Genomic DNA, 26,312 nt, shown 5'->3' with positions numbered 1-26,312 from the left:
GACGCGCGCATGACCGGCGACAGCACCCGGGCCGTACGGGCCGGCCTCCCCGAGGCCGAGGCGTACCACCCGACCCTCCCGGGGCCGGTCTTCGCGGCCCATTACCACCTGCCGGGCGACGCCACCGGGCCGTACACCTACGGCCGCGAGTCCAACCCGACCTGGACCCTCCTCGAAGCGGCGATCTCGGAGCTGGAGTCGCCCGGCGAGCCGGCCCACACCTCGGTCTTCGCCTCCGGGATGGCCGCGATCTCCGCCGTCCTCTTCTCGCAGGTCCGCACCGGCGACGTGGTCGTCCTGCCGAACGACTGCTACCAGCTCATGCCCGCCGTCCGGGAGCGCCTGGAGAGTTACGGCGTCGAGGTCCGCACCGCCCCCACCGCCGGAGACGCCCAGCTCGACGTCCTGGACGGCGCCAGGCTGCTGTGGCTAGAGACGCCCTCCAACCCGGGCCTGGACGTCTGCGACATCCGCCGGCTCGCCGAGGCCGCGCACGCCCAGGGCACCCTGGTCGCCGTCGACAACACCCTCGCGACACCGCTCGGCCAGCGCCCGCTCGACCTCGGCGCCGACTTCTCCGTCGCCAGCGGTACGAAGGCGCTGACCGGCCACGGCGACATCCTGCTGGGCTACGCCACCACCCGCGACCAGGCACTCGCCGACTCCGTACGGCAGTGGCGCAAGACCGTCGGCGCGATCCCCGGCCCGATGGAGGCGTGGCTCGCGCACCGGTCGCTGGCCACGCTCGCGCTGCGCGTCGAGCGGCAGGCGGTGGGCGCGCTGGCGCTCGCCGAGGCGCTGCGCGACCGCCCCGAGGTCACGGGGCTACGCCACCCAGGGCTGCCGACCGACTCCGCGCACGCGGGCGCGGTGGCCCAGATGCGCCCCGGGCGCTTCGGCTGCGTCGTCTCCTTCGTCCTGCCGGACAGGGCGCACGCGGAACGTTTTCTGGCCGAACTGACGCTGGTGGACGACGCGACGAGTTTTGGCGGAGTACGGTCGACGGCCGAGCGACGCGGACGGTGGGGCGGCGATGCCGTACCGGACGGGTTCGTCCGCTTCTCCGTCGGCGCCGAGGACCCGGAAGACCTGGTCGCGGACGTACTCCGGGCCCTGGACGGGGCGTTGGACGGGGACGCACGGGGCTAGTACCGCCCGGTACGGCTCCGGTCGGCGGGCCCGCTCGGCCGGGACCGGCCGTACGCACAGCAGACGGTCCGAGCCTCCCCCCTCTTGGCTCGGACCGCCGTCGGTTCAATGCGCAACGAACCGCACAATCAAGGCTAGTTGACTCAGCGTCAGTGTCCAATCACGCTAGCGACACAGCCCTATCGACAAATTTATAGTTGGCCCTCCAGCAGGCTTCTCAGGAGAAGGGGGTATGGATGGATCTGGCGCTGTTGCGCACCTTCGTCACTGTGCACCGGGCCGGCTCCTTCACCCGCGCCGCCGCCCTCCTCGGACTCTCCCAGCCCGCGGTGACCAGTCAGATACGGTCGCTGGAGCGCCAGCTCGGCCGCCCGCTGTTCCTGCGCCGGCCGCGCGGGGTCATCGCCACCACCGTCGGCGACGAACTCGCCCACAAGATCGCCCCGCACCTCGACGCGCTCACCGAGATCACCGAAGCCGGACTCGACGAGGAATCCGTCACCCGCACCCTCCATCTCGCCGGGCCCCCGGAATTCGCCGCCGAACGCGCCCTCCCGGCGCTCGCCCCGCTCATCGACCGGGGCCTCGCCGTCCGCACCTCCTTCGGTTCCGCCGAGGAGCTGCTCACCGGGCTCGCCGCCGGCCACCACGACCTCGCCGTCACCACCGCCCGGCCGCGCGGCGGCCTGCTCACCGCGACCCCGCTGTGCGACGAGGAACACGTCCTGGTCGCCGCGCCCCGCTGGGCGGACCGGCTCGGCGGCCCCGCCGACCTCCTGGAGCGCGCCCCGCAGGCCCTCGACTCCGTACCGGTGGTCGAGGTCCACGAGAGCCTGCCGCTGGTCACCCGCTACTGGTCCGCCGTCTTCGACACCCGGCCCACGGCCCCCGCCGCCGTCATAGCCGCCGATCTGCGCGCGGTACTGGCCTGCGCGGCGGCCGGGGCCGGGCTCGCCGTCGTACCGCGCTACCTCGCCGCGCCGGCGCTCGACCGCGGCGAGGTGGTCTCGCTGCTGGACCCGCCGGTACCGCCGCTGCGCACGTACTTCCTCGTCGTCCGTACCGGCACGCTCGCCCTGCCGCACATCGCCCGCGCGCACGAGTGGCTGCTGCGGGCCGCGGCGGCCTGGTGAGCAGCGGGCAGGGGTGCGTGCCGCGCTGATGAGCGGCTCGGAGGGGTTCGTTCCGGCACTGACCGGGGCGTATCCGGCGTCTCCGCGGCTGGATGTCACGCGCCCCGCAAGACGCGGGTTTCACCAGCCGTCGAAAGCGGCATCTGTCCCCTATGACCGTACGGCCAGTCGTCAAACGCACCGCCCGCGCGATCCTGCTCGACGGTGAGGACCTCATCCTGATCAAGCGCACCAAGCCGGAGCGGGCCCCGTACTGGATCACGCCGGGCGGCGGCGTGGAGCCCGAGGACGCCACCGTGATCGACGCCCTCCACCGGGAGGTGGACGAGGAGCTGGGCGCCAAGGTCAAGGACGTCGTCCCGGTCTTCGTCGACACGGTCGAGCACGTCACGGACGGCGGCGTGGACGGCGTGAAGGTGCAGCACTTCTTCGTCTGCCGGCTCGACTCCATGGATCTGAGCCGGCGGCACGGCCCCGAGGTGGAAGAGCCGTGCGGGGAGTACGAGATCGTGCGGGTGCCGTTCACCCGCGTCGGGATCGCCTCCGTCGAGGTCGTACCGCTCTCGCTGCGGCACTACCTCGACGCCAACATCGAGGGCGTCCGGGCGCTGCACGCACCCGACCTGGGCTGACAGCCACCCCGCGCGGACCGTCCGTTTCACGTGAAACATCCGCGTCCGCATCGTGCCGTTTCCCTCACGTTTCACGTGAAACAGGGATCGACTGCTCTCCGATCGGCTAGCCGAACCAGCCGCGGAAGTCGCCGGAGTCCGCCGGTGCCCGCTGCTGCACGAGCGCCAGTACTCGCTCCGCCTCCTCCTGGAAGGAAGAGGGGTAGCGCGTACGGGGACCGGTCGGCGCCGGTTCCGCCGGCGTCTCCGGCGTCTCTTCCCGACGACGGTAGGGGGCCCGGTCGGCCGCGTCGGCCGCCGCGCCGAAGAAATCGCCGCCCTTGCGCTTCACGTCGTCCGTGCCCCAGGCCCGGTCGCCACGCTCCTGCCGGGGGGCCTTCTGCAGGTGGGGTATGTGCTTGGCGCAGTGGATGTACGCCTCCTCCACCTCGACCGCCACCCACAGCTGTGCACGCCGCCCGGGCACCGGGTCGACCGGCAGATCGGGGTGGCGCACCCGCATCTCCTCGTCCGGGACGACCCAGGCCCGCCCGTTCACGTGCAGGCCGATCCGGTCGCGCAGGAAGTCCACGAAGAGGATGCCCAGCCGCGGGTTCTCGGAGAGGTTGCCGAGGGAGGCCAGCACGCCGTTGCCGCGGTACTCGGGGTAGATCAGGGTGCGCTCGTCCAGCACCCGCACGAAGCCGGGCGGTCCGGCGCGGAAGGTCGAGTCGCACTCGCCGCTCCCGTCCGCGGTCGCCAGGAAGAACATCTCCTGACGGCCGACGAACTCCCGCATCCGCGCGTTGAGATGGTCCAGGACCTGATCGCGGTAGAAGCGGTCGGCGCGGTCGGTCGTCCCCATCCGCTGCTGCACGAGGTGCTCGCCGTCGCTGCCGGGCCGCTCGGCCGGTTCGTCGACGGCCCAGCTGGGCACCGGCCGCACGGCGGACTGCTCGGGCACGCGTGGGGTCCGGCCGGACCGCTCGTGCGCATGCGTCTCGGGACCGGACGGCTCGTACGTCTGCGAAGCCGGACCGGGCCGCTCGTGCGTGGGCGCAGCCGGGCTGGGCCGCTCATAGGTGTACACATCCGGGTACTCGCTCGCGTACCGGCCCGGGTACTGGACCGCGTACTCGTCCGGATACGGGCCCGCGGGCTCGCCCGAGTGACCCCAGCGGCTGCTGTCTTCGGTGCTCAAGTACTACTCTCCCGCCGCGACGAGCTCTTCAACGGCGTCGTGCCGGATGCGGTCCGACGGTACGCCGACGCCGACCAGCGCGTCCACACCGCTGCGGATCATGCCGGGCGGCCCCGACACGTACGCGTCGTACTCGCCCCACGGTCCGTACTCCCGCACCGCGTCCGGCAGCCGCCCGCTGATGCTCCTGTACACACCGCCCGTCGGTCCGCTGGAGACCACCGGGCGTACGGACAGCCAGGGATGGGCGTGCTCCAGCCGCAGCATGGTGTCGATGTCGTACAGGTCGTGGTCGCTGCGGGCGCCGTAGAACACCTCCACCGGACGCCGTCGGCCGTGCTCGGCGACGTCCTCGACCAGTGCCTTGATGGGCGCGATGCCCGTACCGCCGCCCAGGCACAGCAGGCCGTTGTCGGTGGTGTGGTCGACGGTCATCGAGCCGCCCGGAGGGCCGAGCCGGATGACGTCGCCCGGCCGCGCCCGGTGCACCAGCGCACCCGAGACCCAGCCCGCGGGTATCGCCTTGACGTGGAACGAGAGCAGGCCGTCCGAGCGCGGCGCCGAGGCGAAGGAGTAGTGCCGCCACACCCGCGGCCACCAGGGCGTCTCCACGCTGGTGTACTGCCCGGCGAGGAACGGGTACGGCTGGTCGGGCCGCACGGTCACGATCGCGATGTCGGACGTGCGCAGCTCGTGCGCGACCACCTCGGCCTCCCACCAGGCGGGCGCGGTGGCCTCGTCCTCGGCGGCGGCGTCGATCATGATCTGCGAGATCCTGGTGTACGCGCGGATCCAGGCGGCCTCGGCCTCGCGGTCCCAGCTGAGCGTGGCGTACCGGGCGAGCGCGCCGAGCAGGCACTCGCCGACGGCCGGGTAGTGCTCGGGCAGCGTGCCGTACTTGCGGTGGCCGCGACCGAGGTGTGCCAGGAACTCGGTGAGCGACGCGTCGTCGTCGACCCGCTGGGCGGCGGTGAGCAGCGCCTTGAACAGCCGGTCGCGCTGCTCGTTCATCGAGACCGGGAAGAGCTGGCGCAGGTCGGGGTGGCGGACGAAAAGGAGCGCGTAGAAGTACGAGGTGACCTGCTCCGCCACCGGCTCGATCTCCGCCATCGTGCGCCGGATGAGCAGCGCGTCGGCGGACGCCTCGGTCGCCATGGGCCGCTGCGTACGGACCGACGCCTCCAGCGCGGACTCCGGCACGGGCCCGGCCGCAGCCGGGACCTCACGGCGGGGCGGGAGCGTGGCGGTCCGACCGGCCGTCCGAGGAGCGGCTTGCGGAGTCGCACGGGGAGCGGTCGGAGGAGCGGCCTGGGCGGCTGCCGGAGATTCCGCGGGCGCGTCCGGATGTACCGGATTCCCCGCCGACCTGCCCGGGGATTCGGTCGATGCGGCCGATGCGGCCGATGCGGCTGATGCGGTTGTTTCGGTGGGCTCTTCCGGTGACTTGGCGGGAGAGGGAGTGAACCAACCCCATGCGCCACTGTCACCGTCGGCGCCGTTACCGGCCGACTCGGTGGTCGGAGCGTCCATGGTCTGCCTCGCCTCGAACGGTCGTGGAACGTCTTCGCATTCTTGATCGGCAACCGCTGGCCGGGCAATACCCGCGAAAGCGGGGCAGCTCCGACTGGTGTCACATCCACCGCGGTTCCCGTCTCCGCACGCCTCCGCAGCATGTCAGCCCGCGCCCGTACGGACGGACGAACAGCCTGAAGTCCCGGCAACGAGCGGCTCGTTGCCGGTAGGCTGGCGGACTCCCGACGTACGCCCGGCTGTCCCACGGCGCGCCCGCCCGGTGGACCGGAGTCGACCATACCGGCAGCGGTCGAATCCACAAGTCCCGTTCCGCGGCAGCTCGCCGACGCCCCGGTGAAGCCCGGGTGAGTTCCGGGTGAATCGGCCGGTGAGCCGGTGGCGTGGCCGGTGGAGCGAGCCGGTGGGCCGACTCGCCCGACGGCCTACCCGCCGAGCGTCAGCGCGTACGCCTCCCGCAAGTCCCGTCCCCCGTACGCGAAGGTCGCGAGCTCGCTGACGTGATGGTCCGCGTTCACCGCCACGGACGACGGGACGGCCGCGAACAGTTCCGCGTCGGAGCGGGAATCCCCGTACGCCACGCAGTCCGCCCGGCTCAGCCCGAAGGACGCGCAGAGCTCGTCGGCGATCCGCACCTTGGCCCCGGCGGACAGGATGCCGGCCGGGTCCACCCGCTCCCGGAACGGCACGGCCGGCCAGCGCGAGCCGTACGCCGCGTCGGCGCCCCACACCAGCAGCCGGTCCACGAAGAACGACGGCGACAGGGAGATCACCGCACAGCGCTCCCCGCGCTCGCGGATGTCGGCCCATACGTCCCGGATACCGGCCAGCCAGGGCGCCGCCTCGAAAGCGGCCGCGACGTCGGCGTGGGTCAGCTCGGTCCACAGGTCGCAGGCCAGCTGTGCGAAGCGCGGCGGAGTCAGCTCACCGGCCGCGAAGGCGCGCTCCAGCTCGCCGGTCTCCCGCTCCAGCCCGAGCTGCCGCGCGATCTCCACGGCGGCGGCGGACCGGTAGAGCAGCGTTCCGTCCAGGTCGAAGAGGTGCAGCTTGGCCATGGGGCGAGGGTAGGCCGTCGTACGCGGGACGGGTGGGCCGGGGCGCGTCGGCCGGATCCGGCCGGTACGGCTGTCCGTACTCGTCCGCGCGTACGGGCGGATACTCCCGCCGTCAGACGCGCCGCGGGCCACCGGGCGCGACGGTGGGGACATGCAGCAGCTCAGCCGTCCCGCGCGCCGGGCCACCCTCGTCGTCCACGTCGTCGTCTCCGTCGGCTGGCTCGGGCTGACGCTCGGCCTGCTGGCGCTCGGCATCGCGGCATCGACCGCGGGTGTTTCACGTGAAACCGGCGCGGTGACCGGTTCGGGAACGGCCGACGCCACGGAACTCGCCGCGGCCGCCTACCGCTCGATGAAGATCTTCATCGACTGGCTGATCATTCCGCTCGCGCTGCTCACCCTGATCTCCGGCCTCGTACTGTCGCTCGGCACGCCGTGGGGGCTGGCCCGGTACCGGTGGGTGGTCACCAAGTTCTGGCTGACGCTGGGCGCGGTCGTCGCCACCGTCCTCGCGCTGCGTACGCAGATCAACGCCGCGGCCGGCGCGGTGGTGGCGGGCCGGCCGGTGCCCCCGGAGACCGACCTCGTCGTGGCACCGGCCGTCGCGCTCACGCTGTACGTCTTCCTGACCGCGGTCTCCGTACTGAAGCCCTGGGGGATGACAGCCCGCGGCCGCCGCCTGCGCGGGAAGCGCGGGCGGCGGCCGGAGAAGGCAGGCCGGGCGGCCGTGGAGTGATCACCGCAGGGGAGTGATCACTCCAGGCCGGCGGCCCGACGGGCGGCGACGGCGATCCGGTGATCCTGCTCCGGCGCGCCGCCGCCGAAGCCGATGGCGCCGATCAGCCGGCCGTCGCGGTGCAGCGGTACGCCACCCGCGATGAACAGCAGCGGCCGGTCGAGCGCGGTCGGCAGCGTGTGGAAGAGGCCGTCCGGACGGACCAGGTCGACCAGGTCAGCGGTGGGCGCATCCAGCTGCAGCGCGGTGTACGCCTTGCGGGTGCTGGTCTCCCCCGAGATCAGCACGGCGTCGTCGTCCCGCCGGAAGCCGAGCAGGTGGCCGCCGGCGTCCAGCACGGTGACGCTGCCGCGTACGCCTTCACCGTCGGCGGCCCGCCGCGCGGCCTCGACGAGGGCATCGACGTCCCCGGTGGTGAGCGGGCGGACGGCGGGGATGGTGTCGGGGGTGGTCATGGGGTGGTGCTCCTTGGGGTGGGGGGGGTGAGAGTGCTGCTTGATGAGAGGGAAAGGGCTGGGGGGGGGAAGCCGAGCCGCTTCCCGTGAGGTCACGCCCGCGCGGGCTCCGCCGCGCTCTTCTCCGCCGTCGCACCCGCGACGACCCGGCCGGTGCCGCCGGCGGCCGCCCGGTCCCGGCGTTCCAGCGCGGCCGACCAGAAGGCCAGTACCAGCGCGGAGGCGGCGAGCAGCGCGCCGACCCAGTTGGGGGCCGTGACGCCGAGGCCGGCCGAGATGACCAGGCCGCCGAGCCAGGCGGCGATCGCGTTGCCGAGGTTGAAGGCGCCGATGTTGACGGCGGAGGCGAGCGTGGGCGCGTCCGCGGTCTGGTCGAGCACCCGCTTCTGCAGCGGCGGCACGGTCGCGAACCCGAAGGCACCGATCAGCGGGATGGCGACGGCGGCGGCCACCTTGTCGTACGCGGTGAACGTGAAGGTCCCGAGCACGACGGCCAGCGCCGCGAGCGCGACGTACAGCATCGGCATCAGCGCGCGGTCGGCGAACTTGCCGCCGATCAGATTGCCGACCACCATCCCGATGCCGAAGAGGACGAGCAGCCAGGTGACGGAGGTGTCGGCGTATCCGGCGGCCTTGGTCATCATCGGCGCGATGTAGGTGATCGCGGCGAAGACGCCGCCGAAGCCGAGCACGGTCATGGCCATGGCCAGCAGGACCTGCGGGTTGCGGAAGGCGGCGAGCTCGCCGCGGAGGTGGGTGCGCTGCTGTGCGGCGCCCGCTTCGCGGCGGTCGGCCGGTACGAGTGCGGCGATTCCGGCCAGGCCGAGCACGCCGAGCGCGGCGACGACGAAGAAGGTCGCGCGCCAGCCGACGCTCTGGCCGATGAACGTGCCGACCGGGACGCCGACGACGTTGGCGACGGTGAGGCCGGTGAACATCATCGCGATCGCGCCGGCCTTCTTGTGCGGCGCGACCAGGCCCGCGGCGACGATCGAGCCGATGCCGAAGAACGCGCCGTGCGCGAGCGAGGCGATCACCCGCCCGGCCAGCATGACGCCGAAAACGGGGGCGACGGCCGACACGAGGTTGCCCGCGATGAACAGGCCCATCAGCAGCATCAGCATTCGCTTGCGCGAGACGCGGGCACCGAGGACGGCCAGGAGCGGGGCGCCGACCACGACACCGAGCGCATAGCCGGTGGTCAGGAAGCCGGCGGTGGGGATGGAGACGCCGAAGTCGGCGGCGACCTCCGGCAGCAACCCCATGATCACGAACTCGGTGGTGCCGATTCCGAAGGCGCCGATGGCCAGCGCCAGAAGTGCGAGAGGCATGACTGGGCCCTTCAAAACGTTGCAGGGGGAGGTTGGATGCGTTCACAATAATTGCAGACGCGGGTTACTTGCAAGCGCGGGCTATTTCGCGGGTGGCCTACCCTGAGGAGTACGACCCAAAGGAGGGTTCTCATGACGCAGTGCCAGCAGACGGTCCGCGCACCCGGCCTCGCTCAGGGGTGGTGCGCGCTCTCCGCCCTGCACGGCCGGATCGAGGCGCACATCGAGCGCGCCCTGCAGGACGGGCACGGGCTGAGCGTGCGCGAGTACTCCGTCCTGAACGTGCTCAGTGAGCAGCACGACGGCGTGGGCGGCCACCTGCGCATGCACCAGGTGGCCGACGCGGTCGTCCTCAGCCAGAGCGCGACGACGCGCCTGGTCACCCGGCTCGAGGAGCGCGGGCTGCTGTCCCGCTACCTGTGCCCCGACGACCGCCGCGGCATCTACACGAACGTCACCGAGAAGGGTCACCAACTGCTGGAGGAGGCCCGCCCGACGCATGACGCGGCGCTGTCCGAGGCCCTGCGCGAGGCCGCCCGGCGCCCGGAGCTGGCACCTCTGGTGGCGGCGGTGGAGGGCATGGCTACGGGTACGACAGCCTCGGCCGAAGCTTAGGACGCGTCTGTGGGCACGCGCCGCGCACCGCGGGACAACGTGGCGTGCGCGACGTGCACTACCTCTGGGACGCGGCCCGCACACGGCATATGGTCGCGCCCATGAGCGATTTCAAGATCCGTCGGGCGACCGAAGCGGACCTCCCCGCCATCGTGGCGCTGCTGGCCGACGACGCGCTGGGCGCCACCCGTGAGTCCCCGGACGACCTGACTCCGTACCGTACGGCGTACAAGCGCCTGGCCGACGACCCGAACCAGCGCCTGGTCGTCGCCGAACGCGCCGGCCGCGTCGTGGGCACGCTCCAGCTCACCGTCATTCCGGGACTCTCGCGGCGCGGTGCCACCCGGTCGATCATCGAGGGCGTGCGCATCCACTCCGAGGAGCGGGGGAGCGGCCTGGGCACCCGGCTCATGGACTGGGCGGTGGACGAATCCCGCGCACTCGGCGTCGAGTTGGTACAGCTGACCTCCGACGCGACCCGCGTCGACGCCCACCGCTTCTACGAACGGATCGGCTTCGACGCCTCCCACCTGGGCTTCAAGCGCCAGCTGTGACCTCGGCGGGACCGTCGGCGGCCCCGGTTGTGGGCCCATCGACGGGCTCATCGGCAGCTCCACGGGCGGACCCACCGGCGGGCTCCGCCTCAGGCACTTCGGCATCTCCGGAACGCGCCCTGGACCGGGTCCGGTGTGCCTTCTGCCGGCAGGCCCCGCCGCAGTAGCGGGCGGGCCGGCCGGTATGCGCCGTACGCACAGGTCCGCCGCATTCTTCGCACACAGTTTCGTTACTTCCTGCGGCTTCGAACGGGAGTTTCGTTACGTCCCGCCCGGCCCGCAGCCCGTCGCACATCAGGGCCGTCATACGGCCCGACGCGTCGTCCGCCATCCTCGTACCGGCCGGGAAATCCACGTCGTCCGCTGAATCCCCCGCCGGTCCGCCGGACGCCGCCGACCGGCGGACTTCCATGGCCATGCACCCGGTCAACAGGACCCGCACATCGGCGATGGACACGTCCTTGCGCACCGCGCCGGCTCGCTGAGCCCTGTCCAGCAGCACTTCCAGCGCCGACCAGAATTCCTCTTCCAGTCCCGGCAGTACGGGACGGACATCGGCCGCTGCCGCCCCTTCCAGCGCGGCAGACATCGCCTTGTTCTGCGCTGCCAGCCTGACCACCGAGGAAATGAACCGGAAAAAGACCTCGCCCGGGTCCGGCACATCGGCCAAGTCCCGTGCCGTGTCGGTGAACAGCCGCAGCCGGTCCGCGACCGTCGCCCTGAACAAGGCGTCTTTGGAAGGGAAATGGCGGTATACGGTTCCCGCCCCCACCCCCGCGCGCCGCGCGATCTCTCCAAGCGGAACGCTCAACCCGCGTTCCTCAAAGGCGGATCGGGCCGCCTGCAGCACGAGCGCCCGATTGCGTCGCGCGTCGGCGCGCAATGCGGCGGACCCGGTCTCCGGCATTCTCCCGACCTCCTCAAAAACGGCTGCGTCTCTGCCTCGTAAACCACCTGGATAAACGGGCTGAGCGTTCCGATTCTAAGGGCCGCTAAAAGCATGATCGACAACCGCGCACCCGGCGCGCCGCCGAAAAGAGCCAACGAGAAACCGCAACAGAAACGGGCCGCTCCCTCCGTTTACGAAGACGCGACTGGACCACCCCCGACAGCCGACCGGGAACTGTCCGGAGACCGGCCGGGAACTGCCCGGGGCCGGCGGGGAACTGCCCGGAGGCGGGCCGAAAACTCGCCGCCCTGCGGGACTCACCCGCACCCCACCCACCCACCACTCAACTCGCCCATAAACTAGGGCAATTAGAGGGACCGGCGCTCCGTTTTTAGCTGAATTGCCGACGAATGCTCACCGTCCCTCGGTGAGCACTCATTCCACTTCTGCGCTCGGATCTGCTTCCCCCCCGCCTCCCTCCCCCCACATGACTGTGGGGCCATGTTTCACGTGAAACACGGCCCCACTCAGGCCATCCCCCGGCCTACAGGCCCATCAGACACTCGAATGGCCTACACGGCGGTCGGCGAACCCTCTCCGCCAGCGCCTGCACTCTCCCCCGTTCAGCCCCCGACCACCGCATCCCAGGCGGCCCCCGCCGCCTCCACGGCAGCCTCGGCGTCCGGCTCCGCACCCAGCGTCCGCAGTCCCTCGCCCAGCGCGGACAGCGCGGACAGGACCACTGCACGGTCCGCCGCCCGGCCGTAGTGGTTCAGCCGGATCATCTCCTTGGCCAGCGCACCGGCCGCGGCCTGCAGCGGCACCCCGCCGTTCGCAGCCAGTGCCGCGGCCACGATCTCGCGGGCGTCCACGTCCTCCGGCGCCCGGAGCGTCGTGGCGGCCGGTGCGGCGTCCTCGTCGCGGAGCACGTACGGCGTCAGGCCGCCCAGGGCCCGTACTCCCGCACGCGTCGCCGCAGCGGCCGCGCGATGGCGGGCGATGACGGTGTCCAGACCCTCGGCGTTCACCCGGTCCACGGCCTGCTCCAGCGCCAGCATCTCCAGCTGCGCCGGCGCGTGCGGCAGCGCCGTACGGCCACCGTCGATCCAGCGCTCCTTCCAGTCCAGCAGCGAGAGGTACGAACGCCGCGGGGCCTGCTCGTTGGCGGCGATCCGCTCCCAAGCACGGGCGCTCACCGAAGCGGCCGAGACACCGGCCGGGCCGGCCAGCGCCTTCTGCCCGCCGATGACGCAGAGGTCCACGCCCCACTCGTCGGTACGCAGCGGCTCCGCACCCACCGACGCCACCGCGTCCAGCATCAGCAGCGCACCGTGCTCCCGCACCACCGCGCCGATCTCGGCGACGGGGTTGGTGTTGCCGGTCGCGGCCTCGGCGTGCACCAGGCTCACGAAGTCGATGGCGGGGTTCTCCCGCAGCGCGTCCGCGACCTGCTGCGGCGAGACCGCGCCGGTGAACGGGGCGGTGATCGTGACCACCTCGGCGCCGCAGGACCGCAGCCAGCCGCCGAAGGTCTCGCCGTACGGACCGGTGATGATGTTCAGGGCGGTGCTGCCGGGCCGTACGGCCGAGCGGATGCACGCCTCGAGCGGCAGCAGCGCCTCGCCCTGCATCGCCACGACGTCCGCTTCGGTACCCATCAGCGCGGCGACCTTGTCCTCGATCCGCGCGAAGTGCGCCGCGGTGAGGGGCGGCAGGTCGAGCAGCACCGGGGCGTCGGAGTTCGCGGTCGCGGTCGCATCGTTCACGGCAGTCACAGTGGCCTTCCAGCGGTAGCGGGCCCCGCACGATGGCGGTTCCCGGGCACTCCTGATATCTGGCTCGACTGTACGTCCGCCCCGTCACCCCGACTCCGGCGCCCGCTGCCCCCTGCCCGCACCGCGTCGGCCTGGCTCCCCCCGGCTCACCCAGCACCGTCAGCGCCTACCCCCACCGTCTTCACCCCACCGTCTTCACCCCTCCGTACGCCAGCCGCCCGCGTCGACGCCGCCCGGCACCGGTGCCGACGGCTCGTACGGCGCGCGGGTGAACACGAACGTGCCCAGGTCCAGATGGCTCACCGAACCGTCCCCGGCCCGCACGGCGCGCAGCGTCTCCCCCGCGTAGTAACCGTCCAGGCCCGTCCAGCTCCCGTCCTCCACCGGCCGGAACCGCGAGCTGCGGCCTCCGCCGGACATCGGGCTCAGCTCCAGCTCCCGGTCTGCCCGGAGCCGCAGAACGTACGGTGCGCTGCCCCAGAACCACGGCCCGGTCAGCGCCAGCAGCTCCTCGTCCAACGGTCCGGTCAGCGGCCGCCACGGCTCGGGAATTCGCGGCTCCCGCTCGGCCACGATCCGTACCAAGTCGGCGGCGATCCCGCTCACCGCGGGGCCCGACGTGCAGTTGGCCAGCGCGACACCCGCGAGTCCCTCGTCCGTACCGGCGTCCGTACCGACCCACAGGGAGGCCAGGAAGCCCGGCATGGAGCCGGTGTGCCCGGCCAGCACCCGGCCGTCGTCCGTCCGCAGCAGCTGCAGCCCCAGGCCGTACCCCATGCTCCAGTCGCCCTCCGCCGGTACCGCAGGCGTCCGCATCTCGGCCACGCTCGCCGCGCCGAGAACCCGATCATCGCCCCGGGCCAGGAACGCCGCCCACCGGCACAGGTCCGAGGCCGTCGACCACAGCTGGCCGGCCGGCGCCATCCGCCCGGTGTCCTCGGCCGGTTCGGGCAACAGCACGTCCGCCCAGGGGTGTACGGCCCAGCCGGCCGCGTGCGGCGCCACCGGGTCCAAGGTCGTCCGCGTCATCCCCAACGGCTCCAGCACCTCACGGCGCAGTACCTCTCCCCAGTGCTCGCCGCCGCGCAGCCGCTCGACGAGCGCGCCCAGCAGCGCGTAACCGGGATTGGAGTAGTGGTGCCGGCGGCCCGCCGGGTGGCGGCGCGGCCGCTCACCGAAGAGGTCGGCCGGGCCCGGCCGCAGCAGGCCCGGCGTCCGCTCCCACCACGGCCCGCGCGCCTCGGCCGCCAGCCCGGCACTGTGCGCGAGCAGTTGCGCGACCGTCGCGTCCGGTACCGGCGTACCGTCGAGGTGCTTGCCCAGCGGATCGGCCAGGCCGAGCAGCCCCTCGTCCCGCAGCCGCATGACGAGCACCGCCACGAACGTCTTGGTGAGCGAACCGATGCGGTACTGCATGTCGGCGTGCGGCACCGCGCCGTCCACCGCCCCGCGCAGCCCCAGCCACACCGGCTGCCCGTCCCGTACGACCGCCCCCACCATGGACGGCGCCCGCCCCTCCGTCTGCCCCACGGCCAGCCGCCGCCACAGCCCCCGCCTGGTACCCGGCAACAGCTCCGCGCCCCGACGATCCTCGTCCGAAGACACCGCCACACCACTCCAGCCCGCCGCACCACTCACGCGCCCCGCTCCTTCCCTTGCTCCGGCATGCCGCCCGCTGACGAACTCCCGTACCGCACCCGCAAATCCGACAGCCTCAGTCTTCCGGAACGAGGCAAGGCAGACGTTGACCGTTCAGACGAACTCCGGCGTCATGGCAGCGACCCTCCCCAGATGCGGGACGGCCGTCCCGACGGCCAAACGAAGCTGCCCATCCCCGACCGGCCCCTGTCCTGCCTGGAAGAACAGTTCCTCACGCACGTCGAGAAGGGCAGGTGGCCTCCCAGGCCGCTTCGATCATCCGGAAGATCTCGTCCAGCGCGGCGTCCGGATCGGCCGCCTCGCGGGCCAGCGAATAGGCGTCGATCACGAACCTCGCGATCGCCCGGCTCGCCGTCGCGGTCTGTGACAGTTCGGGATCGGTGGCGATGGCCGTTGCCAGCGTTTCCGCGTGGCGCAGCCTCATCGACTCCTCGTACTTCCGCAGGGCGGGCGATTCGTCGATCATGCGCCAGATCGGGGCGGCGCTGTCCGCCGTGCAATGCCGCACCAGGGCCTGGATCTCGCGGCGCAGCGCGGGGATGAGCGGCTCGTGCGGCGCCCGGCCGGTGACCGCCTGCGTGAGGCGCTGCTCGAAGTCTTCGTCCTGCTCGAACACCAGGGCCTCTTTGGCGGCGAAGTGGGAGAAGAGCGTGGTGACGGCCACGTCGGCCTCAGCGGCCACTTCGCGGATGCCCACCGCGTCGTACCCGCGCTCCAGGAAGAGCCGCAGGGCGGTGTCGGCGATCTTCTGGCGGGTCGCGGCCTTCTTGCGCTCGCGGCGTCCGGGCTGCACGGTCATGCGCTCACGCTATCAGCTACGAAGGTGCATCCGTTCCGTAACGCTAACCGTTAGTGCTACGTTTCGCCGCATGAAGAAAGTGAGCTTCGCCGAGTTCGGCGGTCCGGACGTTCTGCAACTCATCGATGCCGAGGAGCCCCACGCGGGCCCCGGCCAAGTACGCGTCGCCGTGCGGGCGGCGGGCGTGAACCCCGTCGACTGGAGGGTCCGTGAAGGCCAGGTCCTGGGGGCCCATCCGACCGAATTGCCCGCCGGGGTCGGGCTGGACGCCGCCGGGGTGGTGGACGAGGTCGGCGAGGGCGTCGACGGGGTCGAGGTCGGCGACCACGTGTTCGGCGAAGGCTCCAGCACTTATGCCGAGTTCGCCGTGCTGTCGGCCTGGGCCCGTATGCCCGAGGGGCTGACGTTCGAAGAGGCCGCCGGGTACCCCTCCGTGGTGGAGACCGCGCTGCGCATCCTCCGCGAGGTCGGGGTGGAGGCCGGACAGACGCTGCTGGTCAGCGGCGCGTCCGGGGGCGTCGGCTCTGCGGTGCTGCAGATCGCCCGCGACCGCGGCATCACGGTGATCGGCACCGCCGGGGCCGCGAACCAGGACTATCTGCGGAGTCTGGGTGCCCTCGCCACGACGTACGGCGAGGGCTGGGGCGAGCGGGTGCGGCAGCTCGGCCATGTCGACGCGGCCCTCGATCTGGCCGGCTCGGGCGTGATCCGCGAGCTTGTCGAGCTGACCGGGGATCCGCAGAGGGTGATCTCCATCGCCGATCTCGGTGCGCCTGAGTTCGGCGTCCGGTTCTCCGGCGTGGCCGGGAGCGTGCCGGATGCGCTCGCCGAGGCCGCCGGCCTCATCTCGCGGGGAAAGCTCCACATCCCGGTCGAGAAGTCGTACCCGCTCGCCGAGGCCGCGGCGGCGCACATCGACAGCCAGGCCGGCCACACGCGCGGGCGCCGGGTCATCGTCGTCTGAGCCGCTTCCTCCGCGGCTGCACTTCCCCGCGGTTGCACGACCCGAGTGAACAGCACCCGTCCGCAGGCACACGCGCTGTCGGGTGCCGCGGCCGACGCGTCGGAGACCGCCCTCGTGACCTGCGGCTTCTTCTTCCGCTGTCTCATGGCGTGTCGGACACCGGAGTCTCAGCTTCATATCGCTGCCTCGGCGGTCTGCCCTGATCGGAGCAGACCGCCGAGCTTGTGACCTGGGCTGTCGTGGACCTTCCGAGTCAGCTGCCCGCAGATCTCCCAACTGTGCGGTTGCCAGGCGGTTTGGGGGCGAGCGCGGTGTCAGGTCGGCGTGCGGGCACAGGTCAACGTCGCCGGCCGAAGGTCTGATCGTGGGCTGCCGAAGCGGAACTTACGTAGAAACCTCCGGGTATGTGACACGCTCGATCGCGCTGTGCGGCCGAGGAGCTTTTCCAGGTCCCGGCCGGACGGGCGGATCAGCGCAGTCCGGCGAAGAGGTCGTTCTCGGGTACGGCCGCGCCGGTGGCGTCCTTGACACGTACGAACGTCTCCATGCCCATCAACTCGCCGAACCGCTCCTTGCCCATCTTGAGGAAGAAGATGTTCTCGCCCTGACTGGCGTGCGCGGCCAGCGCATCGAACTTTTGACCGCTGAATGCGGTGGTGTCCACCCACGTGGTGATCTCGTCGTCGGGGAGGCCGATCTCGGCCATCGCGGCGGCCTCGGCAGGATCCGGCTCCGGCATGTCCGGATGGAACTCGCGCATGATCTCACCGAACCGCTGCATCCCCGAGCGGGGCATCGTCGTCCAGTACACCTTCGGTGTCAGCGCGGTCATCTCCAGCGCCGCCATCGTGATGCGGTGGGCCTGAATGTGGTCGGGGTGGCCGTAGAAGCCGTTCTCGTCATAGGTGACGACCACGTCGGGTCGGTAGTGCCGCATGAGTTCGGCGAGTCGGGCGGCGCCTTCCTCCACGGGGGTCTGCCAGAAGGATCCGGGGGCGTCGTTGCTCGGCCAGCCGATCATCCCGGAATCGGCATAGTCCAGCATCTCCAGATCGCTGATCTTCAGGGCGTCACAGCTCGCCTCGAGTTCTTGACGGCGTATCAAGGCGACGGCCGCCGGATCGTGCTCGGGATCGCCCGGCTTGGCGCCCCCCGGTCCGTCACCACAACCGCCGTCGGTACACGTCACGAGAACCGTGCGGATGCCCTCCGCCGCGTAGCGCGCGAGGACTCCTCCGGTCGAGGTGGCCTCGTCGTCGGGGTGGGCGTGTACGGCCATGAGCGTCAAGGGCCGGTCAGTCATGAAACAGTCCTCCTGCAGAAATACGTCTTGGTCCGAGTGCGCGGCGTGCGTACCGCGATCCCGAGGCCCGAATTCCGGCAGGCGACAACCTTGTGGTCTCCGTGTTCCCCGCCCGTGCGGCGCCGGTGCCTCGGCTGATGCAACAGCGCCGGTCGGGCCGGCTGTTCCCGGCGCGGCTGGTTGGCCTTCCAGGCGTCGGCGTTTCCACACGAACGACGTACAAGCGCGACCTGCACGTCTCAACGACACGTCGGATCCGACTTCCGCCCGGCACCAGCTGTGAGATACCGACCCGGAATTTGAGGCCCTCCACCGATTTGAGGACCTCCACGCGCCCGGGTCAGGTCTGGGCCATGTCCACGAAGCGGGAGTAGTGGCCCTGGAAGGCGACGGTGATGGTCGCGGTGGGACCGTTTCGGTGCTTGCCGACGATGATGTCCGCCTCGCCCGCTCGCGGGGACTCCTTCTCGTAGGCGTCCTCGCGGTGCAAAAGGATGACCATGTCGGCGTCCTGCTCGATCGAACCCGACTCACGGAGGTCGGAGACCATCGGCTTCTTGTCCGTACGCTGCTCAGGGCCACGGTTCAGCTGGGAGAGCGCGATGACCGGGAGCTCCAGCTCCTTGGCGAGCAGCTTGAGGTTACGGGACATGTCCGAGACCTCCTGCTGGCGGCTCTCGACCCGCTTGGAGCCGCCGGACTGCATCAGCTGCAGATAGTCGATGACCACCAGCTTCAGGTCCTGCCGCTGCTTGAGGCGGCGGCACTTGGCCCGGATCTCCATCATCGAGAGGTTCGGCGAGTCGTCGATGAAGAGGGGCGCGGCCGAGACGTCGGGCATCCGGCGGGCGAGCCGGGTCCAGTCCTCGTCCGTCATCGCGCCGGAGCGCATGTGGTGCAGCGCCACTCGCGCCTCGGCGGACAGCAGACGCATCGCGATCTCATTGCGGCCCATTTCGAGCGAGAAGATGACGCTCGGCATGTTGTGTTTGATCGAACATGCCCGGGCGAAGTCCAGCGCGAGCGTGGACTTACCCATCGCCGGACGGGCCGCGACGACGATCATCTGGCCGGGGTGCAGGCCGTTCGTCAGCGAGTCGAGGTCGGAGAAGCCGGTGGGTACGCCGGTCATCTGGCCCTGGCGGGAGCCGATCGCCTCGATCTCGTCGAGCGCGCCCTCCATGATGTCGCCGAGCGGGAGGTAGTCCTCACTGGTGCGCTGCTCGGTGACGGCGTAGATCTCCGCCTGCGCGCTGTTGACGATCTCGTCGACGTCGCCGTCGGCGGCGTATCCCATCTGCGTGATCTTGGTGCCGGCCTCGACGAGCCGTCTCAGAACCGCCCGCTCGTGGACGATCTCCGCGTAGTACTCGGCGTTCGCCGCCGTCGGCACGGACTGCACGAGGGTGTGCAGATACGACGCGCCACCCACCCGGCCGATCTCGCCGCGCTTGGTCAGCTCGGCGGCCACGGTGATCGGGTCGGCCGGCTCGCCCTTGGCGTACAGATCGAGGACGGCCTGGTAGACCAGCTCGTGCGCCGGGCGGTAGAAGTCGTGGCCCTTGAGTACCTCGACCACGTCGGCGATGGCGTCCTTGGAGAGCAGCATGCCGCCGAGCACGGACTGCTCGGCGTCCAGGTCCTGTGGCGGGACCCGCTCGAAGCCGCCGGACCACCCGCCACCGCCGTCCTCGCGGTCGAACCGGTCCTCGCGGCCGCGTCCCTTGCCGTCGTTCCGCCGGGAGCGGGCGGGCAGCCGGTCACCGGGGCCGGAGTCGGCCCAGGGGTCCTCCGTGGGCTGCATGGGCTCAGGCACGCTCACCACGCCCACCTCCTCCCGTCCGCGACGCGGACCTTGCTGTGCCCTTCTTTCTTACGGCACGGCTCTGACAATCGAGACACCCGACTCCGCTTACGGCGCGACGAGTTCGGATGAATCCAGGGACCGACACGGGGAGGGGACGCCGGACAACGGTAGGCCGCCGGGGACCGTCCGCCAATCTGGTTATCCACAGGCCGTGTGGATGATTGCCCCCAACCTGTGGAGAACTCCCCGGTTCCTGTGCACGGCGCGGGGGAAATCAGTGTGGACAAACACACAATCACCCCTGCCTGGCACCTCTGACCTGCGGCTTCTTCGTCCATAGCCTGTGGGGGAGAAAAACTTCGGCAACCTGTTCAAGATCGCGGCATTCTCCCTGGAGAAGAGCATCTCGGACCCCGAGAGGTAAGGGTCACAAGCTAGTTGTGTCTCTTACCTGTGGAAGATTAGATTGGGTGCATGACACAGGCTCCCGCGAAGCCCCGGCGCACCGGCCGCAGGCACGACCGCGAGATCATCGCACTCGCTCTCCCCGCGTTCGGCGCGCTCGTCGCGGAACCCCTCTTCGTCATGGTCGACAGCGCCGTCATCGGCCACCTCGGCACTCCGCAGCTTGCCGGGCTCGGCGTCGCCGCCGCCCTCCTCACGACCGCCGTCTCGGTCTTCGTCTTCCTCGCCTACGCCACCACAGCGGCCGTCGCCCGCCGGGTCGGCGCCGGTGATCTCTCCGCCGCCATCCGTCAGGGCATGGACGGCATCTGGCTCGCCCTCCTGCTGGGCGCCGCCGTGATCGCCGTCGTACTGCCCACCGCTCCCTGGCTGGTCGACGTCTTCGGGGCGTCCCCCACCGCCGCTCCGTACGCCACCACCTACCTGCGCATCAGCTCCCTCGGCATCCCGGCGATGCTCGTCGTGCTCGCCGCCACCGGCGTGCTCCGCGGTCTGCAGGACACCAGAACCCCGCTGTACGTCGCGATCGGCGGCTTCACTCTCAACGCGGCCCTGAACATCGGCCTGGTCTACGGCGCCGGCCTGGGCATCGCCGGCTCCGCCTGGGGCACCGTCATCGCCCAGTGCGGCATGGCGGCCGTGTACCTCACCGTCGTCGTACGCGGTGCCAAGCGGCACGGCGCCTCGCTGCGCCCCGACGCCGCCGGCATCCGCGCCTCCGCACAGGCCGGTGTGCCGCTGCTGGTGCGTACCCTCTCGCTGCGTGCCGTCCTGATGATCGCGACGGCGGTGGCCGCGCGGCTCGGCGACGCCGATGTGGCCGCCCACCAGATCATCCTGACCCTGTGGTCGCTGTTGGCCTTCGCGCTGGACGCGATCGCCATCGCCGGCCAGGCCATCATCGGGCGCTATCTGGGCGCGGGGGATGTGGACGGGGCGAAGGCCGCCTGCCGCCGCATGGTCGAGTGGGGGATCGCCTCCGGAGTCGTACTCGGCATCCTGGTCGCCCTGGCCCGGCCGCTGTTCATCCCGCTGTTCACCGCCGACCCGGCCGTGAAGGACGTCCTGCTGCCGGCCCTGCTGGTGGTCGCCGTGAGCCAGCCCGTCTCCGGCATCGTCTTCGTCCTCGACGGCGTACTGATGGGCGCGGGGGACGGGCCGTACCTGGCCGGGGCGATGCTCGTCACGCTGGCGGTCTTCGCACCCGTTGCGCTGGCGGTACCGGCGCTGGGCGGCGGGCTGACCGCGCTGTGGTGGTCGATGGCGCTGATGATGGCCGTACGCATGGTGACCCTGTGGATCCGTACCCGCTCCGGCCGCTGGATCGTGACCGGCGCGGCCCGCTGACGACGCACGGGCGGTACGCACCGACGAGCGGTACGCACCGACGGTCGCCGCGCCCACCGGGCTGCGCGACCGGCTCCGGACGACCGAAGGGGCCGCATCCCGGAAGGATGCGGCCCCTTCAGCGCGACTCGGTCACTGGGCCATGGTCAGCGGCTGCTGCCCGCGGCCCCGTGATCAGGCCGTGCGATCGGGCTGCACTCAGGCAGCGACGACCTCGACACCGAGGTTGGCGACAACCTCGGCGTGCAGACGCACGGAGACCTGGTGCGCGCCCAGGGTCTTGATCGGCGAACCGACCTCGACGCGGCGCTTGTCCACGTCCGGGCCACCGGCAGCCTTGATCGCCGAGGCGATGTCGGCCTGGGTGACGGAGCCGAACAGGCGGCCGGCGTCGCCAGCGCGAACGGCCAGCTGAACCTTGACGCCCTCGAGCTGACCCTTGACCTCGTTGGCCTGCTCGACCGACGCGATCTCGCGGATCTTGCGACCGCGGCGGATCTGCTCGACGTCCTTCTCGCCGCCCTTGGTCCAGCGGATCGCGAAACCGCGCGGGACCAGGTAGTTACGGGCGTAACCGTCCCGGACGTCAACGACGTCGCCGGCGGTGCCGAGGCCAGAGACCTCGTGGGTGAGGATGATCTTCATGTTTCGGTCACCCTTCCCTTATCGCGCGGTGGAGGTGTAGGGCAGCAGCGCCATCTCACGGCTGTTCTTCACGGCCGTGGCGACGTCACGCTGGTGCTGGGTGCAGTTGCCGGTGACCCGGCGGGCACGGATCTTGCCGCGGTCGGAAATGAACTTCCGCAGCAGGTTCGTGTCCTTGTAGTCGACGTAGGAGATCTTCTCCTTGCAGAACACGCAAACCTTCTTCTTCGGCTTGCGAGCAGGCGGCTTCGCCATTGTCTCTCTCCAGTGAGTTTCAAGAAGTTTGTGCTGGCGCCCTCAGGCCGCCGGACCACGTTTCACGTGAAACCGCGTTTCACGTGAAACAGCCCCGCGTGTACGTGCCAGACGTACGTGCCTAGAAGGGCGGCTCATCCGAGTAGCCGCCGCCGGAGCCGCCGCCCCAGCCGCCACCGCTGCCACCCTGCTGGCCACCGCCCGCAGGAGCGCTGGTCGCCCAGGGGTCGTCGGCGGGAGCCCCGCCGCCGCCCTGCTGGCCACCGCCGGGGCCGCCGCCCCAGCCGCCGCCACCCTGGCCGCCGCCCTGCGGGCCGCCGCCGAAGCCGCCGCCCTGAGCACCCCGGCCGCTGGTCTTGGTGACCTTGGCCGTGGCATTGCGCAGGCTCGCGCCGACCTCGTCGACGTCGAGCTCGTAGACCGTGCGCTTCACGCCCTCGCGGTCCTCGTACGACCGCTGCTTCAGGCGGCCCTGCACGATCACGCGGGTACCCCGCGTAAGGGACTCGGCGACGTTCTCCGCCGCCTGACGCCACACCGAGCAGGTCAGGAACAGGCTCTCGCCGTCCTTCCACTCATTGGTCTGACGGTCGAAGGTGCGGGGAGTGGACGCGACGCGGAACTTCGCGACCGCCGCACCGGACGGGGTGAAGCGCAGCTCGGGGTCGTCGACAAGATTGCCGACGACCGTGATGACGGTCTCGCCTGCCATTAGGGGAACCTCTCGGCGGGTGTGCTGCTGGCTGCTGTGTTGCTACTCGAACCCGATGTCCGCTGAACGCTTACGCGGTCAGTGGGTCTCGGGACGGAGGACCTTGGTCCGGAGGACCGACTCGTTCAGGTTCATCTGACGGTCGAGCTCCTTGACGACGGCCGGCTCGGCCTGGAGGTCGATGACCGAGTAGATGCCCTCGGGCTTCTTGTTGATCTCGTACGAGAGACGACGACGGCCCCAGGTGTCGACCTTCTCGACCTTGCCGTTGCCCTCACGGACGACGGAAAGGAAGTTCTCGATCAGGGGGGAGACAGCGCGCTCCTCCAGATCGGGGTCGAGGATGACCATCACCTCGTAGTGACGCATGTGGAACCCACCTCCTTTGGACTCAGCGGCCACGGTCGTTCCGTGGCAGGAGGGTCGTGATGCGTTCCGCACCCCGTCCGTACAGCGAATGCAGACAGACAAGGGCGCAGACCGTACAGAGTACCTGCCTGAAGGCTTCCGGTTGAAATCACGCCACCGATCCCCCCAATCTGGAACACAACGGGTGTGAGCGGCGTTACAGTGCGCCGCCCTGTCAACGGAGGTGCCGCATGGCACATGCAGTACAGCCCCAGAAGTCCCAGCACGGCCCGCTCTCCCTGCTGAACAGCGACGGCAAGGCGCACCCCCTCGAGAACGCCCTCGCCGCGGTGACGCTGGTGCTGGGCCTCGTCGCCGTCATCTCCGCCTACTTCACCCACCTGCACCTGCTCAGCTCCTGGGCCGGTCTGATCGGCATCTGCACGGGTGCCTGGGGACAATTCATCTCCGTGACGACCGGGGAACGCTTCCTGCTGATCATCGGCCTCGGCGCGTCGGCACTCGGGTTCTTCCTCGGCATGGCGCACGGCGGCCTCTTCGGAGGCGTGCTGGGCTAGCCGCACGGATGACGTACGGACCCGTGCGTCCGTAGGCCCAGACGGGGCGCTCCCTTGGCGCAGTAGGCTTCGGCGCGAGAGCCGGAGCCCCGACCACGGGGACAAACCTGCCGAGGAGCGCCCCGCATGACCCTGACCCTGAGGACCATCAGTCGAGAGCAGCATCTGGCGTACATCCAGAGCCTGCCCGCGGCCAGTCACATGCAGGTCCCGGCCTGGGCCGATGTGAAGTCCGAGTGGCGCTCCGAGAGCCTGGGCTGGTTCGACTCCACCGGTCAGCTCGTCGGCGCCGGTCTGGTCCTCTACCGACAGCTGCCCAAGATCAAGCGGTACCTCGCGTACCTGCCCGAGGGCCCCGTCATCAACTGGTACGCCCCGAACCTGGAGGACTGGCTGCAGCCGATGCTCGCGCATCTCAAGCAGCAGGGGGCCTTCTCCGTGAAGATGGGCCCGCCGGTCGTCATCCGCCGCTGGGACGCCGCCGCGATCAAGTCCGGCATCCAGAGCCCCGACGTCAAGCGGCTCCGGGACGTCGAGGCCACCCACATCGAGCCGCGTGCCTTCGAGGTCGCCGACCGGCTGCGCCGCATGGGCTGGCAGCAGGGCGAGGACGGCGGCGCGGGCTTCGGTGACGTGCAGCCCCGCTACGTCTTCCAGGTGCCGCTGGAGAACCGCTCGCTGGAGGACGTCCACAAGGGCTTCAACCAGCTGTGGCGCCGCAACATCAAGAAGGCCGAGAAGGCCGGCGTCGAGGTCGTCCAGGGCGGCTTCGAGGACCTCACCGAGTGGCAGCGGCTGTACGAGATCACCGCGGTGCGTGACCACTTCCGCCCGCGGCCGCAGAGCTACTTCGAGCGTATGTGGAAGGCCCTCAACAGCGAGGACCCCAACCGCATGCGGCTGTACTTCGCCCGCCACAACGGAGTGAACCTCTCCGCGGCGACGATGCTCGTCGTCGGCGGCCACGTCTGGTACTCCTATGGCGCGTCCGACAACATCGGCCGCGAGGTCCGCCCGTCCAACGCGATGCAGTGGCGGATGCTGCGGGACGCCTACGCGCTCGGCGCGACCGTTTACGACCTGCGCGGCATCAGCGACTCGCTGGACGAGAGCGACCATCTCTTCGGCCTGATCCAGTTCAAGGTCGGTACCGGTGGGCAGGCGGCGGAGTACCTGGGCGAGTGGGACTTCCCGCTGAACAAGCTCCTGCACAAGGCGCTGGACATCTACATGTCGCGGCGCTGACCGCTCGCCCGCGACGTTCCCCACAGATCCGACGCAGCACAGCAACGAGAAAGGTTCACGGGCCGGCCATGGCGCTCACCCTCTACGTCGACACCGCGCGCTGGCGGGCGCACCAGCAGCAGGTGCTGCAGCAGTTCCCGGGGCTGGTCCCGGTCTGCAAAGGCAACGGCTACGGCTTCGGCCACGAGCGTCTCGCCGACGAGGCGACCCGTCTGGGGTCCGACCTCCTGGCCGTCGGCACCACGTACGAAGCGGCCCGCATCAAGGACTACTTCAGCGGTGACCTGCTCGTCCTGACGCCGTTCCGGCACGGCGAGGAGCCGGTGCCGCTGCCGGACCGGGCGATCCGCTCGGTCTCCTCAGTCCAGGGGCTCGGCGGACTGGCCGGGGCGCGGGTCGTGGTCGAGGTCATGAGCAGCATGAAGCGGCACGGCGTCACGCCGGAGGAGCTGCCGATGCTGGCGTCCGCGATCGAGAACGTACGGCTGGAGGGCTTCGCCATACACCTCCCGCTGGACCGCACCGACGGCACCGACGCGGTCGACGAGGTCATCGGCTGGATGGACCGGCTCCGCAACGCCCGGCTGCCGCTGCACACCATGTTCGTCAGCCACCTCAAGGCCGACGAGCTGCACCGGCTGCAGGCCCAGTTCCCGCAGACCCGCTTCCGCGCCCGGATCGGCACGCGGCTGTGGCTGGGCGACCACGACGCGACCGAGTACCGCGGCGCGGTCCTGGACGTCACCCGTGTGGCCAAGGGCGACCGCTTCGGCTACCGCCAGCAGAAGGCGGCCTCCGACGGTTACCTCGTCGTGGTGGCCGGTGGCACCTCGCACGGCGTCGGTCTGGAGGCCCCCAAGGCGCTGCACGGCATGATGCCCCGCGCCAAGGGTGTCGCCCGGGCCGGCCTGGCGACGGTGAACCGCAACCTCTCGCCGTACGTGTGGTCCGGCAAGCAGCGCTGGTTCGCGGAGCCGCCGCACATGCAGGTCTCCATCCTGTTCGTGCCCAGCGACGCGCCGGAGCCGAAGGTCGGCGAGGAGCTGGTGGCCCATCTGCGGCACACCACCACGCAGTTCGACCGTCTCGTGGACCGCTGACCTGTGCCTTCCGGCCCATGACAACGGGCCCGGACGCCCGGCTCCCCGCCG

Annotated in this window: 26 protein-coding genes; 11 read left to right on the top strand and 15 right to left on the bottom strand. The window is 70.8% G+C overall.

Annotated elements, in window-relative coordinates; translation table 11 throughout:
• Nucleotides 1–9 precede the first annotated feature (9 nt).
• The 3 genes from ACZ4MH_RS04075 to ACZ4MH_RS04065 all read left to right on the top strand — a co-directional run bounded on the left by ACZ4MH_RS04075 (nt 10) and on the right by ACZ4MH_RS04065 (nt 2,914).
• Complete coding sequence (locus ACZ4MH_RS04075) at nt 10–1,149, top strand: cystathionine gamma-lyase (protein ID WP_467754185.1); 1,140 nt, start codon at nt 10–12, stop codon at nt 1,147–1,149.
• Nucleotides 1,150–1,385: 236 nt separating this feature from the next.
• Nucleotides 1,386–2,282, top strand: coding sequence for a LysR family transcriptional regulator (locus ACZ4MH_RS04070; RefSeq protein ID WP_351597422.1), 897 nt, complete (start codon nt 1,386–1,388; stop codon nt 2,280–2,282).
• A gap of 152 nt (nt 2,283–2,434) precedes the next feature.
• Nucleotides 2,435–2,914: an NUDIX hydrolase gene (locus ACZ4MH_RS04065; RefSeq protein WP_351597419.1), complete on the top strand. Its 480-nt coding sequence runs from the start codon at nt 2,435–2,437 to the stop codon at nt 2,912–2,914.
• A 106-nt stretch (nt 2,915–3,020) separates the two neighbouring features.
• On the opposite strand, the gene ACZ4MH_RS04060 is transcribed toward ACZ4MH_RS04065, so the two are convergent.
• From ACZ4MH_RS04060 to ACZ4MH_RS04050, 3 genes are all read right to left on the bottom strand, one after another.
• A complete protein-coding gene (locus tag ACZ4MH_RS04060) occupies nt 3,021–3,758 on the bottom strand; it encodes a pyridoxamine 5'-phosphate oxidase family protein (protein ID WP_467754183.1) in 738 nt (245 codons plus the stop codon).
• A gap of 339 nt (nt 3,759–4,097) precedes the next feature.
• A complete protein-coding gene (locus ACZ4MH_RS04055) occupies nt 4,098–5,624 on the bottom strand; it encodes a globin domain-containing protein (protein WP_351597413.1) in 1,527 nt (508 codons plus the stop codon).
• Between the two features lie 425 nt (nt 5,625–6,049).
• Nucleotides 6,050–6,679 (bottom strand): HAD family hydrolase, encoded by a 630-nt coding sequence (locus tag ACZ4MH_RS04050; protein ID WP_351597410.1) that lies wholly within the window; start codon nt 6,677–6,679, stop codon nt 6,050–6,052.
• Nucleotides 6,680–6,830: 151 nt separating this feature from the next.
• Here ACZ4MH_RS04050 and ACZ4MH_RS04045 point away from each other — a divergent pair, with 151 nt between their 5' ends.
• Nucleotides 6,831–7,415, top strand: a complete 585-nt coding sequence (locus ACZ4MH_RS04045) for a DUF2269 domain-containing protein (RefSeq protein WP_351597408.1) — start codon at nt 6,831–6,833, stop codon at nt 7,413–7,415.
• Between the two features lie 17 nt (nt 7,416–7,432).
• On the opposite strand, the gene ACZ4MH_RS04040 is transcribed toward ACZ4MH_RS04045, so the two are convergent.
• Together ACZ4MH_RS04040 and ACZ4MH_RS04035 are read right to left on the bottom strand one after the other, a co-directional pair.
• On the bottom strand, nt 7,433–7,870 hold the full coding sequence (locus tag ACZ4MH_RS04040; RefSeq protein ID WP_351597406.1) for a GlcG/HbpS family heme-binding protein: 438 nt from the start codon (nt 7,868–7,870) through the stop codon (nt 7,433–7,435).
• A 92-nt stretch (nt 7,871–7,962) separates the two neighbouring features.
• Nucleotides 7,963–9,201, bottom strand: a complete 1,239-nt coding sequence (locus ACZ4MH_RS04035; protein WP_351597403.1) for an MFS transporter — start codon at nt 9,199–9,201, stop codon at nt 7,963–7,965.
• Nucleotides 9,202–9,333: 132 nt separating this feature from the next.
• On the opposite strand from ACZ4MH_RS04035, the gene ACZ4MH_RS04030 reads away from it, so the two are divergent.
• Both ACZ4MH_RS04030 and ACZ4MH_RS04025 read left to right on the top strand, forming a co-directional pair.
• Nucleotides 9,334–9,816, top strand: coding sequence for a MarR family winged helix-turn-helix transcriptional regulator (locus ACZ4MH_RS04030; protein ID WP_351597400.1), 483 nt, complete (start codon nt 9,334–9,336; stop codon nt 9,814–9,816).
• Nucleotides 9,817–9,917: 101 nt separating this feature from the next.
• A complete protein-coding gene (locus ACZ4MH_RS04025) occupies nt 9,918–10,370 on the top strand; it encodes a GNAT family N-acetyltransferase (RefSeq protein WP_351597397.1) in 453 nt (150 codons plus the stop codon).
• Here the strand turns inward: ACZ4MH_RS04025 and ACZ4MH_RS04020 are convergent.
• The 4 genes from ACZ4MH_RS04020 to ACZ4MH_RS04005 form a co-directional block, all read right to left on the bottom strand.
• On the bottom strand, nt 10,354–11,277 hold the full coding sequence (locus ACZ4MH_RS04020) for a TetR/AcrR family transcriptional regulator (RefSeq protein WP_351597394.1): 924 nt from the start codon (nt 11,275–11,277) through the stop codon (nt 10,354–10,356). The two genes, ACZ4MH_RS04025 and ACZ4MH_RS04020, sit on opposite strands and share 17 nt — an antisense overlap.
• Nucleotides 11,278–11,882: 605 nt before the next feature.
• On the bottom strand, nt 11,883–13,034 hold the full coding sequence (locus tag ACZ4MH_RS04015) for a pyridoxal-phosphate-dependent aminotransferase family protein (RefSeq protein ID WP_351597391.1): 1,152 nt from the start codon (nt 13,032–13,034) through the stop codon (nt 11,883–11,885).
• Nucleotides 13,035–13,229: 195 nt separating this feature from the next.
• Complete coding sequence (locus ACZ4MH_RS04010) at nt 13,230–14,639, bottom strand: serine hydrolase domain-containing protein (RefSeq protein ID WP_351597431.1); 1,410 nt, start codon at nt 14,637–14,639, stop codon at nt 13,230–13,232.
• 265 nt (nt 14,640–14,904) lie between these two features.
• Complete coding sequence (locus tag ACZ4MH_RS04005; RefSeq protein WP_351597388.1) at nt 14,905–15,492, bottom strand: TetR/AcrR family transcriptional regulator; 588 nt, start codon at nt 15,490–15,492, stop codon at nt 14,905–14,907.
• Nucleotides 15,493–15,562: 70 nt separating this feature from the next.
• Here ACZ4MH_RS04005 and ACZ4MH_RS04000 point away from each other — a divergent pair, with 70 nt between their 5' ends.
• Entirely contained in the window at nt 15,563–16,456 is an 894-nt protein-coding gene (locus ACZ4MH_RS04000; protein WP_351597385.1) for an NADP-dependent oxidoreductase, read from the top strand.
• Nucleotides 16,457–16,925: 469 nt separating this feature from the next.
• Here ACZ4MH_RS04000 and ACZ4MH_RS03995 read toward each other — a convergent pair whose 3' ends face one another.
• Together ACZ4MH_RS03995 and dnaB are read right to left on the bottom strand one after the other, a co-directional pair.
• Complete coding sequence (locus ACZ4MH_RS03995) at nt 16,926–17,759, bottom strand: PIG-L family deacetylase (protein ID WP_351597383.1); 834 nt, start codon at nt 17,757–17,759, stop codon at nt 16,926–16,928.
• 340 nt (nt 17,760–18,099) lie between these two features.
• Complete coding sequence (dnaB, locus tag ACZ4MH_RS03990; protein WP_351597428.1) at nt 18,100–19,563, bottom strand: replicative DNA helicase; 1,464 nt, start codon at nt 19,561–19,563, stop codon at nt 18,100–18,102.
• Nucleotides 19,564–20,040: 477 nt separating this feature from the next.
• Here dnaB and ACZ4MH_RS03985 point away from each other — a divergent pair, with 477 nt between their 5' ends.
• A complete protein-coding gene (locus ACZ4MH_RS03985; RefSeq protein ID WP_351597380.1) occupies nt 20,041–21,378 on the top strand; it encodes an MATE family efflux transporter in 1,338 nt (445 codons plus the stop codon).
• 198 nt (nt 21,379–21,576) lie between these two features.
• Here the strand turns inward: ACZ4MH_RS03985 and rplI are convergent, their stop codons facing one another.
• The 4 genes from rplI to rpsF form a co-directional block, all read right to left on the bottom strand.
• The gene (gene rplI / locus ACZ4MH_RS03980) at nt 21,577–22,023 is read right to left on the bottom strand and encodes a 50S ribosomal protein L9 (protein WP_031049936.1); all 447 of its coding nucleotides are present in this window, start codon (nt 22,021–22,023) and stop codon (nt 21,577–21,579) included.
• Nucleotides 22,024–22,041: 18 nt separating this feature from the next.
• Entirely contained in the window at nt 22,042–22,278 is a 237-nt protein-coding gene (rpsR, locus tag ACZ4MH_RS03975) for a 30S ribosomal protein S18 (protein WP_003978893.1), read from the bottom strand.
• A gap of 121 nt (nt 22,279–22,399) precedes the next feature.
• Entirely contained in the window at nt 22,400–22,990 is a 591-nt protein-coding gene (locus ACZ4MH_RS03970) for a single-stranded DNA-binding protein (protein WP_351597377.1), read from the bottom strand.
• Between the two features lie 78 nt (nt 22,991–23,068).
• The gene (gene rpsF, locus ACZ4MH_RS03965; RefSeq protein WP_003978891.1) at nt 23,069–23,359 is read right to left on the bottom strand and encodes a 30S ribosomal protein S6; all 291 of its coding nucleotides are present in this window, start codon (nt 23,357–23,359) and stop codon (nt 23,069–23,071) included.
• A gap of 230 nt (nt 23,360–23,589) precedes the next feature.
• Between rpsF and ACZ4MH_RS03960 the strand changes: the two genes are divergently transcribed.
• The 3 genes from ACZ4MH_RS03960 to ACZ4MH_RS03950 all read left to right on the top strand — a co-directional run bounded on the left by ACZ4MH_RS03960 (nt 23,590) and on the right by ACZ4MH_RS03950 (nt 26,261).
• The gene (locus ACZ4MH_RS03960; RefSeq protein ID WP_351597373.1) at nt 23,590–23,916 is read left to right on the top strand and encodes a hypothetical protein; all 327 of its coding nucleotides are present in this window, start codon (nt 23,590–23,592) and stop codon (nt 23,914–23,916) included.
• A gap of 126 nt (nt 23,917–24,042) precedes the next feature.
• Nucleotides 24,043–25,161 (top strand): lipid II:glycine glycyltransferase FemX, encoded by a 1,119-nt coding sequence (locus tag ACZ4MH_RS03955; protein ID WP_351597371.1) that lies wholly within the window; start codon nt 24,043–24,045, stop codon nt 25,159–25,161.
• Nucleotides 25,162–25,229: 68 nt separating this feature from the next.
• The gene (locus tag ACZ4MH_RS03950) at nt 25,230–26,261 is read left to right on the top strand and encodes an alanine racemase (protein ID WP_031049956.1); all 1,032 of its coding nucleotides are present in this window, start codon (nt 25,230–25,232) and stop codon (nt 26,259–26,261) included.
• Nucleotides 26,262–26,312 lie beyond the last annotated feature (51 nt).

The sequence above is a fragment of the Streptomyces sp. NPDC026301 genome (genome assembly GCF_055567935.1).
This window is presented reverse-complemented; position numbering and strand designations above follow the sequence as displayed.

Coding starts and splice junctions, on each gene's coding strand:
- ACZ4MH_RS04075 (WP_467754185.1), top strand. CDS start 10: ATGACCGGCGACAGCACCCGGGCCGTACGGGCCGGCCTCCCCGAGGCC.
- ACZ4MH_RS04070 (WP_351597422.1), top strand. CDS start 1,386: ATGGATCTGGCGCTGTTGCGCACCTTCGTCACTGTGCACCGGGCCGGC.
- ACZ4MH_RS04065 (WP_351597419.1), top strand. CDS start 2,435: ATGACCGTACGGCCAGTCGTCAAACGCACCGCCCGCGCGATCCTGCTC.
- ACZ4MH_RS04060 (WP_467754183.1), bottom strand. CDS start 3,758: ATGGGGACGACCGACCGCGCCGACCGCTTCTACCGCGATCAGGTCCTG.
- ACZ4MH_RS04055 (WP_351597413.1), bottom strand. CDS start 5,624: ATGGACGCTCCGACCACCGAGTCGGCCGGTAACGGCGCCGACGGTGAC.
- ACZ4MH_RS04050 (WP_351597410.1), bottom strand. CDS start 6,679: ATGGCCAAGCTGCACCTCTTCGACCTGGACGGAACGCTGCTCTACCGG.
- ACZ4MH_RS04045 (WP_351597408.1), top strand. CDS start 6,831: ATGCAGCAGCTCAGCCGTCCCGCGCGCCGGGCCACCCTCGTCGTCCAC.
- ACZ4MH_RS04040 (WP_351597406.1), bottom strand. CDS start 7,870: ATGACCACCCCCGACACCATCCCCGCCGTCCGCCCGCTCACCACCGGG.
- ACZ4MH_RS04035 (WP_351597403.1), bottom strand. CDS start 9,201: ATGCCTCTCGCACTTCTGGCGCTGGCCATCGGCGCCTTCGGAATCGGC.
- ACZ4MH_RS04030 (WP_351597400.1), top strand. CDS start 9,334: ATGACGCAGTGCCAGCAGACGGTCCGCGCACCCGGCCTCGCTCAGGGG.
- ACZ4MH_RS04025 (WP_351597397.1), top strand. CDS start 9,918: ATGAGCGATTTCAAGATCCGTCGGGCGACCGAAGCGGACCTCCCCGCC.
- ACZ4MH_RS04020 (WP_351597394.1), bottom strand. CDS start 11,277: ATGCCGGAGACCGGGTCCGCCGCATTGCGCGCCGACGCGCGACGCAAT.
- ACZ4MH_RS04005 (WP_351597388.1), bottom strand. CDS start 15,492: ATGACCGTGCAGCCCGGACGCCGCGAGCGCAAGAAGGCCGCGACCCGC.
- ACZ4MH_RS04000 (WP_351597385.1), top strand. CDS start 15,563: ATGAAGAAAGTGAGCTTCGCCGAGTTCGGCGGTCCGGACGTTCTGCAA.
- ACZ4MH_RS03995 (WP_351597383.1), bottom strand. CDS start 17,759: ATGACTGACCGGCCCTTGACGCTCATGGCCGTACACGCCCACCCCGAC.
- dnaB (WP_351597428.1), bottom strand. CDS start 19,563: ATGCAGCCCACGGAGGACCCCTGGGCCGACTCCGGCCCCGGTGACCGG.
- ACZ4MH_RS03985 (WP_351597380.1), top strand. CDS start 20,041: ATGACACAGGCTCCCGCGAAGCCCCGGCGCACCGGCCGCAGGCACGAC.
- rplI (WP_031049936.1), bottom strand. CDS start 22,023: ATGAAGATCATCCTCACCCACGAGGTCTCTGGCCTCGGCACCGCCGGC.
- rpsR (WP_003978893.1), bottom strand. CDS start 22,278: ATGGCGAAGCCGCCTGCTCGCAAGCCGAAGAAGAAGGTTTGCGTGTTC.
- ACZ4MH_RS03970 (WP_351597377.1), bottom strand. CDS start 22,990: ATGGCAGGCGAGACCGTCATCACGGTCGTCGGCAATCTTGTCGACGAC.
- rpsF (WP_003978891.1), bottom strand. CDS start 23,359: ATGCGTCACTACGAGGTGATGGTCATCCTCGACCCCGATCTGGAGGAG.
- ACZ4MH_RS03960 (WP_351597373.1), top strand. CDS start 23,590: ATGGCACATGCAGTACAGCCCCAGAAGTCCCAGCACGGCCCGCTCTCC.
- ACZ4MH_RS03955 (WP_351597371.1), top strand. CDS start 24,043: ATGACCCTGACCCTGAGGACCATCAGTCGAGAGCAGCATCTGGCGTAC.
- ACZ4MH_RS03950 (WP_031049956.1), top strand. CDS start 25,230: ATGGCGCTCACCCTCTACGTCGACACCGCGCGCTGGCGGGCGCACCAG.